The sequence below is a fragment of the Bradyrhizobium sp. ARR65 genome, assembly GCF_000472385.1.
GTDB lineage: Bacteria > Pseudomonadota > Alphaproteobacteria > Rhizobiales > Xanthobacteraceae > Bradyrhizobium.
Map to the genome: position 1 here is coordinate 447,154 of NZ_AWZU01000001.1, position 14,226 is coordinate 461,379.

Annotated in this window: 14 protein-coding genes; all 14 read left to right on the plus strand. The window is 63.3% G+C overall.

The window, feature by feature from the left end; translation table 11 throughout:
* The first annotated feature begins 11 nt into the window (after positions 1 to 11).
* The 14 genes from fba to F758_RS0102320 all read left to right on the plus strand — a co-directional run bounded on the left by fba (position 12) and on the right by F758_RS0102320 (position 14,223).
* Complete coding sequence (fba, locus tag F758_RS0102250; RefSeq protein ID WP_024506315.1) at positions 12 to 1,097, plus strand: class II fructose-bisphosphate aldolase; 1,086 nt, start codon at positions 12 to 14, stop codon at positions 1,095 to 1,097.
* A 54-nt stretch (positions 1,098 to 1,151) separates the two neighbouring features.
* Complete coding sequence (locus tag F758_RS0102255) at positions 1,152 to 2,612, plus strand: form I ribulose bisphosphate carboxylase large subunit (protein ID WP_024506316.1); 1,461 nt, start codon at positions 1,152 to 1,154, stop codon at positions 2,610 to 2,612.
* A gap of 86 nt (positions 2,613 to 2,698) precedes the next feature.
* Positions 2,699 to 3,109 (plus strand): ribulose bisphosphate carboxylase small subunit, encoded by a 411-nt coding sequence (locus tag F758_RS0102260; protein WP_024506317.1) that lies wholly within the window; start codon positions 2,699 to 2,701, stop codon positions 3,107 to 3,109.
* Between the two features lie 234 nt (positions 3,110 to 3,343).
* Entirely contained in the window at positions 3,344 to 4,309 is a 966-nt protein-coding gene (cbbX, locus tag F758_RS0102265; protein WP_024506318.1) for a CbbX protein, read from the plus strand.
* Positions 4,306 to 5,013: a ribulose-phosphate 3-epimerase gene (gene rpe / locus F758_RS0102270; protein WP_024506319.1), complete on the plus strand. Its 708-nt coding sequence runs from the start codon at positions 4,306 to 4,308 to the stop codon at positions 5,011 to 5,013. Before cbbX ends, rpe begins: the two co-directional genes overlap by 4 nt.
* Positions 5,014 to 5,339: 326 nt before the next feature.
* Positions 5,340 to 5,942, plus strand: coding sequence for a S1 family peptidase (locus F758_RS0102275; RefSeq protein WP_245286393.1), 603 nt, complete (start codon positions 5,340 to 5,342; stop codon positions 5,940 to 5,942).
* Between the two features lie 64 nt (positions 5,943 to 6,006).
* Complete coding sequence (locus F758_RS0102280; protein ID WP_245286394.1) at positions 6,007 to 6,459, plus strand: hypothetical protein; 453 nt, start codon at positions 6,007 to 6,009, stop codon at positions 6,457 to 6,459.
* A gap of 142 nt (positions 6,460 to 6,601) precedes the next feature.
* Positions 6,602 to 7,387: an STN domain-containing protein gene (locus F758_RS0102290; protein WP_245286395.1), complete on the plus strand. Its 786-nt coding sequence runs from the start codon at positions 6,602 to 6,604 to the stop codon at positions 7,385 to 7,387.
* Positions 7,384 to 8,106 carry an energy transducer TonB gene (locus tag F758_RS0102295; RefSeq protein ID WP_024506323.1) on the plus strand — a complete coding sequence of 241 codons (723 nt, stop codon included), beginning with the start codon at positions 7,384 to 7,386 and terminating at the stop codon, positions 8,104 to 8,106. Before F758_RS0102290 ends, F758_RS0102295 begins: the two co-directional genes overlap by 4 nt.
* A gap of 158 nt (positions 8,107 to 8,264) precedes the next feature.
* Positions 8,265 to 8,807: an RNA polymerase sigma factor gene (locus F758_RS0102300; RefSeq protein ID WP_024506324.1), complete on the plus strand. Its 543-nt coding sequence runs from the start codon at positions 8,265 to 8,267 to the stop codon at positions 8,805 to 8,807.
* A gap of 89 nt (positions 8,808 to 8,896) precedes the next feature.
* Positions 8,897 to 9,211, plus strand: coding sequence for a hypothetical protein (locus tag F758_RS43165; protein ID WP_035720438.1), 315 nt, complete (start codon positions 8,897 to 8,899; stop codon positions 9,209 to 9,211).
* 75 nt (positions 9,212 to 9,286) lie between these two features.
* Positions 9,287 to 10,261 (plus strand): FecR family protein, encoded by a 975-nt coding sequence (locus F758_RS0102310; protein WP_084305020.1) that lies wholly within the window; start codon positions 9,287 to 9,289, stop codon positions 10,259 to 10,261.
* A 252-nt stretch (positions 10,262 to 10,513) separates the two neighbouring features.
* The gene (locus tag F758_RS0102315) at positions 10,514 to 12,187 is read left to right on the plus strand and encodes a ShlB/FhaC/HecB family hemolysin secretion/activation protein (protein WP_024506327.1); all 1,674 of its coding nucleotides are present in this window, start codon (positions 10,514 to 10,516) and stop codon (positions 12,185 to 12,187) included.
* The gene (locus tag F758_RS0102320; RefSeq protein ID WP_024506328.1) at positions 12,187 to 14,223 is read left to right on the plus strand and encodes a DUF2341 domain-containing protein; all 2,037 of its coding nucleotides are present in this window, start codon (positions 12,187 to 12,189) and stop codon (positions 14,221 to 14,223) included. Before F758_RS0102315 ends, F758_RS0102320 begins: the two co-directional genes overlap by 1 nt.
* Positions 14,224 to 14,226: the final 3 nt, after the last annotated feature.

Here is a 14,226-nt window from a genome sequence, read left to right on the forward strand (position 1 = left end):
CGGAGAAACCTGTGGCACGCATTACCCTTCGACAACTGCTCGATCACGCGGCCGATCGCGGCTACGCGGTGCCGGCGTTCAACATCAACAATATGGAGCAGGGGCTCGCGATCATGCAGGCCGCAGCCGCGGTGGATGCGCCGGTCATCATCCAGGCCTCCCGTGGTGCACGCAGCTATGCCGGTGACCTTATGCTCTCGCACATGATCGACGCGCTGGAGCGAATGTATCCCGATATTCCGCTCTGCATGCATCAGGACCACGGTAACGACGAGGCGACCTGCGCGAGCGCGATCGCGCACGGCTTCACCTCCGTCATGATGGACGGGTCGCTGAAAGCCGACGCGAAGACGGCGGCCGATTACGACTACAACGTCGCGATCACCGGGCGTGTCGTCGATCTCGCTCATTGGGTCGGCGCCTCGGTCGAAGGCGAGCTCGGCGTGCTCGGCTCGCTGGAACATGGCGGCGGCGAGCAGGAGGATGGCCACGGCGTCGAGGGCAAGGTGAGCCATGATCAGCTCCTGACCGATCCCGACCAGGCCGTCGATTTCGTCCGCGCCACCAAGGTAGATGCGCTGGCGATCGCGATGGGGACATCGCATGGCGCCTACAAATTCAGCCGCAAGCCTGATGGTGCGATCCTGGCGATGCGCGTGGTCGAGGAAATTCACCGGCGCCTCCCGAACACCCATCTGGTGATGCATGGATCATCGTCCGTGCCGCAGGCGCTGCAGGATATGTTCAACGAATTCGGCGGGCAGATGCCGCAGACCTGGGGCGTGCCCGTCGAAGAGATCGTCCGCGGCATCAAGAGCGGCGTGCGCAAGGTCAATATCGATACCGATTGCCGCCTGGCGATGACGGCCGTATTCCGCAAGGTCGCCGAGCAGAACCGCGCCGAGTTCGATCCGCGGAAATTCCTCAAACCGGCAATGGATGCGATGCGCGACCTCTGCCGCGAGCGGCTTGAGCAGTTCGGCGCCGCGGGCAACGCCGGCAAGCTCAAGGTCATCCCCATGAGCGAAATGGCGCTGCGCTATCGGGCGGGCGAGCTGGACCCGCGCATCGACAGCCTGGCGTCAGCCGCGGCCTGACCAGCACGTCGAAGAGTGAGCCGAACCGGGACCCCAGAACCTTAGGAGAGCAGCATGAACGCACATACAGGCACGTTACGCGGCAAAGAGCGCTATCGGTCCGGCGTCATGGAATACAAGCGCATGGGCTATTGGGAGCCCGATTATGTCCCCAAGGACACCGACGTCATCGCGCTGTTCCGGGTGACTCCGCAGGAGGGCGTCGACCCGATCGAGGCTGCGGCGGCCGTTGCCGGCGAATCCTCGACCGCGACTTGGACGGTGGTGTGGACCGATCGCCTCACCGCATGCGAAAAGTATCGCGCCAAGTGCTACCGCGTCGACGAAGTGCCGGGTACGCCGGGTCAATATTTCGCCTATATCGCCTACGATCTCGATTTGTTCGAGCCGGGGTCGATCGCCAATCTGTCGGCCTCGATCATCGGTAACGTCTTCGGCTTCAAGCCGCTGAAGGCGCTACGGCTCGAAGACATGCGGCTGCCGGTCGCCTACGTCAAAACCTTCCAGGGGCCGGCCACCGGCATCGTGGTCGAACGGGAGCGGCTCGACAAATTCGGCCGCCCGCTGCTCGGTGCCACCGTCAAGCCGAAGCTCGGGCTTTCGGGCCGCAACTACGGCCGCGTTGTCTACGAGGCGCTGAAAGGCGGACTCGACTTCACCAAGGATGACGAGAACATCAACTCGCAGCCCTTCATGCATTGGCGCGACCGCTTCCTGTATTGCATGGAGGCCGTCAACCGCGCGCAGGCGGCGTCCGGCGAGGTCAAGGGCACCTATCTCAACGTGACCGGTGCGACGATGGAGGACATGTACGAGCGCGCGGAATTCGCCAAGGAACTCGGCTCGGTGGTGATCATGATCGATCTCGTGATCGGATACACCGCGATCCAGTCGATGGCCAAATGGGCGCGCCGTAACGACATGATCCTGCATCTGCATCGCGCGGGCCACTCGACCTATACGCGGCAGAAATCGCACGGTGTGTCGTTCCGCGTCATCGCGAAGTGGATGCGGCTCGCGGGCGTTGATCATATTCATGCCGGCACGGTGGTCGGCAAGCTGGAAGGCGATCCGAACACCACGCGCGGCTATTACGACGTCTGCCGCGAGGACTTCAATCCGATGAAGCTGGAGCATGGCCTGTTCTTCGACCAGTCCTGGGCGAGCCTGAACAAGCTGATGCCGGTGGCATCGGGCGGTATTCATGCCGGACAGATGCACCAGCTTTTGGATCTGTTGGGCGAAGACGTCGTGCTGCAGTTCGGCGGCGGCACCATCGGCCATCCCATGGGCATTGCAGCGGGCGCGACCGCCAATCGCGTGGCGTTGGAGGCGATAATCCTCGCTCGCAATGAGGGGCGCGACTACGTCCACGAAGGCCCCGAGATCCTCGCCAAGGCGGCTGCGAGCTGCACGCCGCTAAAAGCGGCGCTCGAGGTCTGGAAGGATGTGACGTTCAACTATCAATCGACCGATACGCCGGACTTCGTGCCGCAGGTCCTCGCTGCGGTCTAGAGCATGATCCGGACCCGGAGGCCGCGTCAGCGCAAAGCGTGTAGTGGTTTTCCGAAAAGCTCATGCTCAGATAAAGGAGAGACAAGATGAGATTGACCCAAGGCTGCTTCTCATTTCTGCCCGATCTGACCGACGATCAGATCTACAAGCAGGTACAGTATTGCCTGGCGAACGGCTGGGCGGTGAATATCGAGTTCACCGACGATCCGCATCCGCGCAACACCTATTGGGAAATGTGGGGGTTGCCGATGTTTGATCTGGCGGATGCGGCCGGCGTCATGATGGAGCTCGCCGAATGCCGTAAGGTCTATGGCGACCGTTACATCCGCCTCAGCGGCTTTGATGCGAGCCATGGTTGGGAGTCGGTTCGGATCTCTTTCCTGGTCAATCGACCGCCGAAGGAGGCGCAGTTCGAATTGTCGCGGCAAGAGGTTGCTGGACGGGGGCTGCGTTACACAACCAAGCGCCGCCCGGCCCAGCAGGACGCCTTGTCCTAGGGCAAGATCCGGAGGCGGAGAGCCGGCAAGCACAAGCGGAAGCCGGTTTTCCCCTAGCTAACAAGCGCGAAGCGTTTGCACGCAGCATGCTCAAGCAACGAGATGAGATCATGATGCGATTCCGGATCGCGATCCAGGAATTTGAATTCCGTCGGATCGGAGTTTGCTCCCCTTGCTCCTCCGCGGACCAACTGCTTCGCCGCTTGCGGCGGAGCTCTTCTTTTCGAGGTGCCAATGCTTGATCGCCCGCATCAGCCAAGCTCGGACGAGGACCCGGCCAAGGCGCCGTTCCCGTCGAGCTTCGATCTAAGAAAGGAAGCCGAAGCGGCCGGCATCACCGCAACGCTCCGCGAACTCGATCGCGAGCTGATCGGGCTGAAGCCGGTCAAGAGCAGAGTGCGCCAGATCGCATCGCTGCTGCTGATTGAGCGGATCCGGCAGCAGGCGGGTCTGGTCGCCTCGCCGCCCACGCTGCACATGTCGTTCACCGGCAATCCAGGAACCGGCAAGACGACCGTTGCCTTGCGGATGGCCAAGATCCTGCACGGCCTCGCCTTTGTGCGGCGCGGGCATGTGATCTCCGTGACCCGCGATGACCTCGTCGGCCAATATATCGGTCATACCGCGCCGAAGACGAAGGAGATTCTCAAGAAGGCGATGGGCGGCGTGCTGTTCATCGACGAGGCCTATTACCTGCATCGCCCCGACAATGAGCGAGACTACGGTCAGGAGGCGATCGAGATCCTGCTGCAGGTGATGGAGAACCAGCGCGACGATCTTGTCGTCATTCTTGCCGGCTATGGCGAGCGGATGACGAGCTTTTTCGCGAGCAATCCGGGCTTCCGTTCGCGAATCGCGCATCACATCGAGTTCCCCGACTATTCCGAGCAGGAATTGCTCGCGATATCGGAGTTGATGTTGCAGGAACGCGGCTATCGCTTCAGCGCTGCGGCGCGCGAGGCCTTTGTCAAGTACATTGCCTTGCGCAGCCAACAGCCCTTCTTCTCGAACGCGCGCTCGATCCGCAACGCCGTCGACCGCATTCGCCTTCGCCAAGCCGATCGCCTGGTCTCGGATCTCGATCGAATGCTAAGCGTTGCAGATCTCGAGACGATTGATGCCTCCGATATTCTGGCAAGCCGCGTCTTCGCGTTTCCCGCTGCTGAAGTGCGGACGGATGGGACGAGCGCCCCGCAATGACTGACGACATCGTGATCTCTCCCTCGCTTCTCGCCGCTGACTTTGCCCGGCTTGGCGAGGAAGTCGCGGCTGCTGCCGCGGCCGGCGCAGATTGGATCCATTGCGATGTCATGGATGGACATTTCGTGCCGAACATCAGCTTCGGCGCCGATGTCATCAAGGCCATTCGTCCGCTGACGGCGAAGCCATTAGACGTGCACCTGATGATCGCGCCGGTCGAGCCATATCTGGAGGTGTTTGCGAAGGCGGGCGCCGACATCATCACGGTGCATGCCGAGGCCGGTCCGCATCTCGACCGCTCGCTGCAGAGCATCCGGGCGATGGGGAAGAAGGCCGGCGTCAGCCTGTGTCCGGCGACGCCGGAAAGTGCGATCCAATATGTGATCGATCGTGTCGACCTCATTTTGGTGATGACCGTCAACCCCGGTTTTGGCGGGCAATCCTTCCTCGGCTCGCAAATCGAGAAGATCGCTCGCATCCGCAACATGATCGGCGACAGGCCGATTCATCTTGAGGTCGACGGCGGCATCACTCCGGATAACGCGGCCTCCGCGGTCGCGGCCGGGGCGGACGTCCTGGTCGCCGGATCCGCCGTTTTTCGTGGGCATGGCGGATTGGACTACGCGAACAACATCGCTGCCATCCGAAATGCTGCGAAAGTCGGTCGCGCCCCGGCCGCGCGCCTCCGTTCCGCTGCAGGCTGACTCGCTCGCTCAGCGAGGTTTGGCGCCGACGAGCCGCTCGTCGGCGGCTGCGGTCCCTCAGTCGTGGGCGCTAAGCCTTTATTTACTCCGCGCCTGAGAGCCCCGTATTGACCAGCCGCTTGTCGCATATGTGTCACGCGCTGGTCACAACAAATGGTTTGACCAATCCGAGCTATTCGTATGCAACGCGTGCCATGGTTCGAATCGTCCACATTTTGGCTGCCTTGGCGGCGTTTGGCGCACCGGCCCAAGCGCAACTCTGGATGCCCGCGCAAAATCATGAGCGGATGGCGCCCCAGCCGCTGTCGCGTCCGCCGGAGCCGGACATGGTTCGTCGCGAAAAGAGCGGCACGGCCTTCTTTGTCGATGATTCTGGCGCGCTCCTGACGGTGCGACACGCGGTCGACGATTGCACGCGCGTCGTCGTCACCAAGGAGGGACGGGGGGTTGCGGCTCGCGTCGTCGCACTTTCCGACCGCGTCGATCTGGGCTTGATCAAAGTGCCCAAGACGCTCGGACTTTCTGCCACCTTTCCTCGCACCGTCACGACGGCCGCGAACGAGATGGTGTTCGTATCCGCCTACGACAGGCTGCCGCAGATGCTGAGCCATGGCGGGATGCTCGGCAATGCCACTATCAGCCCGAGTTCCGGCGGAGGTGAAAGCGGCTACATCGCGATCGATTCCGACGCCACATTCGGCGCCAGCGGCGCGCCCGTGCTTGATAGCCGCGGCCTGGTTGAGGGCGTGATCAGCCGGCGCACGGGAGTCAACCGCGTCCTGGCGGTCGGCGCGGCCGAGGCCAAGGCGTTCCTTGCCAGTAACGGCATCCGTTTCGCGGAGGATGACAGGCCGCAGATGGCCGGCAGCTCGCCGCGCGCCAACCGCGCCGCTTCGATTTCGGCGCGTGTCACTTGTCTGCAAAATTGAGCAGGCAATCTGGCTGATATCATCGCCGTGAGGCGGTATAGGCGGGGCCCTTCCTGAGATGTTCGTGTTTGGTTCATTGATGCTGCCGCAAAAATCGGCAGCGGCGCTGAGAATTTTGCTGCTGTGCCTGTGCGGGCTCGCTTCGGTCAGCGCACTTGGGCAAAGCCTCGATTACCGTGAACCGGGCAAGGCGCCACCATCCTGGGCGCAATTTGCCAAGCTCGTGCAGTATCGCTTCGAGAGCTGGATCGGGGCCGACGACCAGGTGGCAAATCGCTTTCGCGCTTACGTCAAGGAGCACGCCGGGCAGGAAGATGGCCTGCCGCCTTCGATGGTCGTCAAAGCCTGGCTCAATCCGGACGGCACGGTGGAGCGGGTCTCGTTCGCGCCGCTGACGGACGCGCAGGCAGACGCCGATCTGCGGACCATTCTCACCCGCGGCAATATCGGCGAAGCACCGCCGCCCGAAATGTTGCAGCCTCTCAACCTGCGCTTCTCGCTCAATCTCAAGAAGTGAGCAGTGTGTGTGCCTCGCTCGATGGTCATCCCTCGCGCGACGATCGCGTCGGTGCGCCGCGGCGGGCGCGTGCTCTGGAGGTCTCTTCCATCCGGTCTTTCGATCCGATAATGATCGCCGGCCAAGCCATCCACGCGCGATGATGACGACGGTCGACACATTGATATATGGTCCAGGTGGTTGTCTCGGCGGGGATCCCGTCCGAATCGCCCGGGAGAGCCACGACCGGAAGCGGCGACGGCTGATCGGCGCCTGTGCTGCGCTGGCGATCGCCGGAGCATACGCGGCGGCCGCGCAGGAGCGCCAGCCAATCGAAGGCCCCGCGCCGATTGTGTTCCACATCCCCTCGCAGCCCTTGGCGAACGCGCTGCAAAGCTATGGCGAGCAAGCCGGCGTGCAGGTTCTCTACGAAAGCCGCGCCGCCGCCGGCCAGCGGTCGATTGCGGTGGACGGAAGCTTCACGCGCGAAGAGGCGCTGAACCGGCTGCTGACCGGCACCGACCTGAGTGTCCGTTACACGCGGCCGGATGCCATTACGCTTGCGCCCCGGGTCTCCGAGCGGGACATCCCTCCAGCGAGCCCGTTTGCCAGCGCGGACCTGTCGCTGGGTACACTCCACGTGCGTGCGAGCGGTGAGGAAGATGACCGAAGCTCGCTGCGCGATTATAGCGAGAGCATTCAGGCCGATATTCAAAGAGCACTGCAGAAGAACGCCAGGACCCGCGGGGGGACCTATCGGGCCGTTCTCGATCTCTGGATCGATCCGTCGCGGACCATTCAGCGCACCCAGCTCTTCCAGTCGACAGGCGATGCGGATCGCGACGCCGCTGTGGCGGCGGCGCTGCGCGGTGTTGTCATCAGCCGTCCGGCGCCGGCCAACATGCCGCAGCCTGTGCGGGTGGCCATTGTCGTGAGGTCCGCACAATGAAATCCGGCGAGCCCGGCGGAGAGCAGGCCGCCCGGGTGATCTCGACAGCCTCACCTTTTTATCCTGATGATCCCAGCGCCTGGGCCTGGGGCGAGGTGCTTCGTCTGCTGCTCGCGCCGATTATCGTCACCATGCTCTTCGTTGGCGGGATTTATTGGATCAAATGGCAGATGCCGTCGGGCCGATCCGGGCACGATCAGGCTTCGATGGTTCAGGTCCGTCTGCTGCCGCGTCCGGGCCCCGAGCCCGTTCCGGTATCGGAAATCTCGCCGCCCAGTATCGCGCGCGTTGCCGCGCGAACCGATGATGCGGCGGACCAGCCGGACAAGCCCGCCGAGGATGCCGCCGTCACGCCGGTGCCCTCGGCGCCCGCTGCCGCGGAAGCTCCGGCGGTGATCAGTCGTTCGGTCCCGTCCGATGGTCCGCCCAATGTCGCCGCCATCAAGTTCAGGCAGGACCTGCTGCGCCACGTCGCGCGCTATCAGCGTTATCCCAGGGCGGCTCGCCGCGACCGGCTCTACGGAGCGGTCGATACGATATTCTCGATGCGACGGGATGGGACGGTTCTCGGAGTCTGGGTCAGAAGCAGTTCGGGACAGCCGATCTTTGATAAGGAAGCCGTCGATACGATCTGGCGAGCGCAACCGCTGCCCGCCGTTCCCTCCGACCTGCCGGATCCATTGACTGTCGAAACCACGCTGGTGTTCGAACCGTCCTGAGGCCTGCCCGACACTGATACGGCTCACGACCGCGCCGTGGCATATTTCGCGGTTGCAGCGTACCGTCATAAATGTGTTGTGCACGCTGGTTACGAACAAATCCGTCCGGGGGACGAGGCCTAAGCTTCGCGGGGACGGCGTGTGGGGGTTAGCAAGACGTGGCTGATATCAACCGCGTGCGATTGCGCGGCCAGCTTGTCGAGAACTACGGGAATCTCGTCAGGAAGCTGACCAGGCGCTTAGGGTCGTCGGATTTCGCCTACGAGGCGCTGCACGAGACGTTCCTGCGGCTTGATCGGGTAACGGACGCTGCGCCGGTCCGCAGCCCGGCCGACTACATTTTCCGGATCGCGATCAACATCGCAAAGGACCGCCGGAAGGCGCAAAACCGCCGCGTGAGCCCCGCGGAAGTCGATGCGTTGCTCGACATCTCCGATGAAAAGCCGGACCCGGCCCGGGTCGTCGAGGCGCGCTCCGAGATCGAAGCCTTCAAGCGGGCGCTTGCCGGGCTGCCGGCGCGCCCGCGCGAGGTTCTGTACAGCATCTCAGTGGAGGGGCAGTCGGCGCAGCAGGTCGCCGCGCGCCTCGGCGTCAGCCTCCGCACCGTCGAGAGCGACCTGAAGCTGGCACTGAACCATTGTGCGGATTGTCTTGATTACAAATTGATCCGCCGGCTTGGGGGCCCGCGCCCCCGTTCATAGCCAAATTGGCGACGAGGCGACGTGGCGGTCTGGCTCCGCGTCTGCCGGCCTTGCGGCCGATCCCAGGCAAGGACCGCGACGCAGGCTGTTTGGCCGAAGTCGCGGCTCAAGTCGTGCTGGATTTTTCCACTGGTGTAGGGGTTTTTCTGCGGGATCAGCAGCGTTCGATCGTCTATCAGAAGAGGGCTTGCGATGACTCGACGGGCGTGGAGGCTCTGCAGGCATTTGAATGGAGCGGCAACATAGATTGCGGCGATATCGGGAAGGCAATTGCTATGGGCAGCAAAAGCGCAACCATCAATTTGGTCCTTGAGGTGAAGCGCGGCGAACCGGAAGATATCTTGTCGGCGCCGCCCGCTGCGGCCGTTGGGCAGCGGCTGCCTGCAATTGATATCCCGAATTGACACGATCGTCGGTCCAATCCTCATGCACTCCTCGGCGCGGGGCTTTCGTTTGGCGCATAAGGCAATGAGCATTCAATGATGATCATGCCCCCTACATCGGCGCGCGATCCGCTGATCGAGGAAGCGCTCGGCTGGATCGTGCGGCTCAAGACCGGCGCGCCCACGCAGGCTGATCTGGACGCGCTGCAACGCTGGCGCCAGCAAAGCGAGGCGCATGAGGAGGCTTTCAGGGCGGCGGCGCGGCTTTACCGTCATGCGGGGACCGCGGCGCAAGAGCTCAAGGCCGAGCAGGCCCGCGGTGCGGTGCTGGTCCAGCGCACTCCCCGACTGCTCGCGCGTCGCGCCATCCTGACCGGAGCGGTTGCCGCAGCGGCCGGCTACGTCATCGTGCGGCCTCCACTTGGGCTGTGGCCTTCGTTCGAGGAGTTGTCGGCCGACTACCGGACTGGGAAGGGCGAGCAGCGCAAGGTCCTGGTGACGCCCGACATCTCGCTGGAATTGAACACGCAAACCAGCATCGCCTTGCGGCCCGTGCCGAATGAGACCCGGATCGAGCTGATCTCAGGGGAGGCTTCGGTCGCCGCGAAGACCTCTTCGTCGAAGCCGCTGGTGATGCTGGCTGGGACGGGCCAGATGACGGCCTCCCAGGCCAGCTTCAACGCGCGGTGTTTCGATCGGGTCGTCTCGGTTACCTGCATCGCCGGCATAGTGTCCGTCGAGCAGGGCGGCAAGTCCGTGCAGCTTCAGCCGAAGCAACAAGTCAGCTATTCGGATGCCGGATTACAGCCCTCGAGAGCCGTCGACGTCGGCCAGGTCTCGGCATGGCAGACGGGGCTATTGATCTTTCGCGATCGTCCGCTGGCCAGCGTTGTCGACGAGATCAATCGCTACCGGCCTGGAAAAATCATCATCACCAGCTCCGATCTCAAGAGCCGGCTCGTCAACGGCACTTTTCAGCTCGATAAGCTCGATAATTTCGTCGGCCAGGTCGAGCAGCTCTTTGGCGCCAGGATCACCCACCTGCCGGGCGGCGTCGTACTCCTGAGCTGAGCGGCAGGGGCGATGCGCCCGCGTTCCAGCAACTTCCTAAAAGGCCATTAAATTTTTCCGCGTCCTGCAAAAAAATTTTGCGGGTTAGCACCCTGCCGGTCGTCTTTGGAATGAGGCCACGCGAAGGCGGCGTTCCTGCCGTGCTTGCGCGCGCCCTGCGAAAACGAGCGACTGCAAGTGCGAATTCGAACTGGCAATAACAGTAATCCGCGGCGTCAAAACCGGCCTTCGCTGCATCTGGCTGCGGCGACCATGATGGGCTGTCTCGCGGCGACCGCTCCGGCTGCCGCAAAGCGGGTTGCCGAAGCCGCTACTCCTGCGGCGGATACGGCGGATACGCAAAAGCCGGCTGCCCCTGCCCAGAAAAGCGGCGCGTCGACAAAGGCTGCTCCGGCCCAACATTTCGATATCGACGATTTCGCGGTGCAGGGAGCGGACGCGCTACCGCAGATCGAGATCGAGAAGGCGATCTATCCATTCCTCGGCCCCAACAGGAGCGCTGATGATGTCGAGAAGGCTCGCGCGGCCCTCGAAAAAGCCTATCACGACAAGGGTCTCCAAACGGTCAGCGTCGCGGTGCCGCAACAGAACGTGGCCGGCGGCACGGTGATCCTCAAGGTGACGGAGCTGAAGGTTGGCCGGCTGCGAGTCAAGAACTCGCGTTATTTCGATCTCGACAAAATCAAGCAGGGCGCGCCTTCGCTGAAAGAGGGGACTGTGCCCAATTTCGGCGATGTCACGAAGGACATCGTCTCGCTCAATCAGTGGCCCGACCGCCGGGTGACCCCGGCACTGCACGCCGGCGTGACCCCGGGGACGGTCGACGTTGATCTCAACGTCGAGGACACTGCGCCCATTCATGGCAGCCTCGAAGTCAACAATCGGCAGTCGCCGAGCACCACGGCTGAGCGCATCGTTGGAACGGTGCATTACGACAATCTCTGGCAACTCGGGCACTCCTTCAGCTTCACCTACCAGGTCGCACCGGAGCGGCGGAAGGATGCCGAGGTCTTTTCCGCCTCTTATCTGGCGCGCGTGCCTGGCGTCGATTGGCTGAGTTTCCTGACCTACGGCGTGAAATCGGACAGCAGCGTCGCGACCGTCGGCGGCACCAACGTGGTCGGCCCCGGCGAGATCGTCGGCGAGCGTGCGGTCATCACGCTGCCGACGCGCGATCACCTGTTCCATACGCTCTCGATCGGCGCCGATTTCAAGCATTTTGATCAGACGGTCAGCCTGGGCACCGACGGTTTCTCGTCGCCGGTCACCTACTACCCGATGGTCGCGAGCTACAGTGCGACGTTTCAGCTCGACAAATCAACAACGCAAATGAACGCGTCGCTCACCTACAATCTGCGGACGCCTAGCAGCTCGCTCCAGGAATTCGATAACAAGCGCTTCAACGCCTCGCCCAACTTCACGCACTTCAACCTCGACGTTTCACATACCCAGGAACTGCCCGAAGGCGTCCAGCTCTACGGCAAGGTGCAGGGCCAGTTGGCCGACGGGCCGCTGGTATCGAGCGAGCAGTTCAGCCTCGGCGGTCTCGACACCGTTCGCGGCTATCTGGAATCCGAAGTGCTCGGTGATAACGGCGTGGCCGGCACGATTGAGCTGCGCAGCCCCGACGTCGGCGACATCCTGCAGAAGAATCTCAAGAATGAGACCGGCCAGGGAGCGCCGCGTTTCAACCCCTTCAACGAATGGCGCTTCTTCGTATTCACTGATGCGGGCCAGGCGACAGTGCTTAAGCCTCTTCCCGATCAGGTGTCGCACTTCGAGGAGTGGAGCTACGGGCTCGGCACGCGCTTCAAGTTCTTTGATCACGTCAACGGCATGGTCGTCGGCTCGCTGCCGATGATCAGCCAAGCTTATACCCGCGCCAACAACCCGCGCGTGAATTTCCGGATCTGGGGTGAATTCTGATGACAATGGGCTGGGATATCGTGTTGCGCGCGTGCCGCGCCTCGCTTCGACGGAAGACTGCAAGGGTTGTATCTGGCTTGCTGTTCGGGCTTGTGGCCGCGACGATGTTGTCGCCGTCGCCGGCAAAGGCCTGGTGGAACGACGAGTGGCAGCTTCGCAAGAAGATCACCATCGATACCAGCGCCGCCGGCGGCAACATCACGGATCAGATCGGTAGCACGGCCGTGCTGGTGCGGCTGCATGCCGGCAATTTTCGCTTCGCTGCCACCAAGGATGACGGCAGCGATCTGCGCTTCGTGGCTGGCGACGACAAGACGCCGTTGAAATTTCACATCGAACGCTACGACCCGCTGCTCGCGGAGGGCCTGGTCTGGGTCGCGGTCCCCAATCTTGCGCCGGGCGCCAAGACAGACATCTGGCTGTACTACGGCAACAAGAAAGCGGTGTCCGTCGCTGACGCGAAGGGAACGTATGATCCCGACATGCTGCTGGTCTATCACTTCAACGAGCGGGGCACGCCGGCCCTCGACTCTTCGGTATGGACCAACAATGCGCAAAGTGCGGGACAGCCGGCTGAAGGCGCGCTGATCGGCACCGGGTTGCGTCTGGATGGGACCAAGCCGCTGACCTTGCCCGGCTCGCCGTCGCTCGCGCTTGCCGACAATTCCGCCCTCACCTGGTCCGCCTGGATCAAGCCGGCGGCGCTGCAGCCCAATGCGGCCCTCTACAGCCGCCGTGATGGCGCCAATGCCCTCGTGATCGGGCTCGACAACGGCGCTCCGTTCGTCGAGGTCACCAATGCGGGCAGCGTGCAGCGGAGCGGGGCCGGTGCACCGGTCGCGCCGAATGGATGGCATCATCTCGCTGTGCTCGCGAGCAACGGGCAGATCACGGTCTATCTCGACGGCGCGCCTTGTGCGTCGCTGAATGCAGCCATACCCGCGCTCAACACTGTCGCATTGGTCGGGGGGGACACGTCGACCTCCAGCGCTGCCCCGACCTCGCCGGCGACGGCGCCTGCCGCGGCCGCCCAACCTGACAGCCCCGGGGCGGCGGCCGCGGACGGGGGCGCCAGCCCTGCGCCCGCGCCCGATGCGGCGGCTGCTGCCCCCGCTGCGGCGCAGATGGCCGGCTACGTCGGCGACGTCGATGAACTGCAGATCAGCAAGGCCGCGCGTCCGGCGGGCTTCATCAGGTTCGCTGCCCTCGAACAAGGCCCCGAATCCTCGAAGCTGATGTCCTTCAGCGTCGATGAGGAAACCGCGAGCTGGCTGTCGGGCTATTTCGCGGTGATCCTGAAATCGGTCACCCTCGACGGCTGGGTGGTCATCGGCCTGCTCCTCGTCATGGCCGCGATTAGCTGGGTCGTGATGGTCGACAAGGCCTCTTACCTGAACAAGCAGGCGAAGGCGAACGCGCAATTCATGAAGGGTTTTCGCGAGATCGCGGCCGATCTCACCATGCTTGATCGCGGCGATGCGGACGAGGTTTCAACTCTTGGCGGACGACTGACCGAGGCAGATGCCAAGATGATGCGCGCTTCCTCGCTCTACCGCATCTATCACATCGGCGCCGCCGAACTGCGCCACCGCTTCGATGGACGCGGCGGACGGCCGCTGGTGCTCTCGGCCGCTTCGATCGCAGCCATCCGCGCCGCGCTCGACAGCGGCGTGGTCAAGGAGATGCAGCGCCTCAACCGCCTCATGGTGGTCCTGACGATCGCGATCTCCGGCGGCCCGTTTCTCGGCCTGCTCGGCACCGTGGTGGGCGTCATGATCACCTTCGCGGCGATTGCGGCCAGCGGGGACGTCAACGTCAACGCCATCGCCCCGGGCATCGCGGCCGCGCTGGTCGCCACCGTCGCGGGCCTCGGCGTCGCTATCCCGGCGCTGTTCGGCTACAACTACCTGATCTCCCGCATCAAGGACCTGACCTCCGACATTCAGGTCTTCGTCGACGAGTTCGTGACGAAGATGGCCGAGTACTACTCCGCCGATCGGCCGGATCCGATGCCGCATCAGATGGCGGCGGAGTAGCGC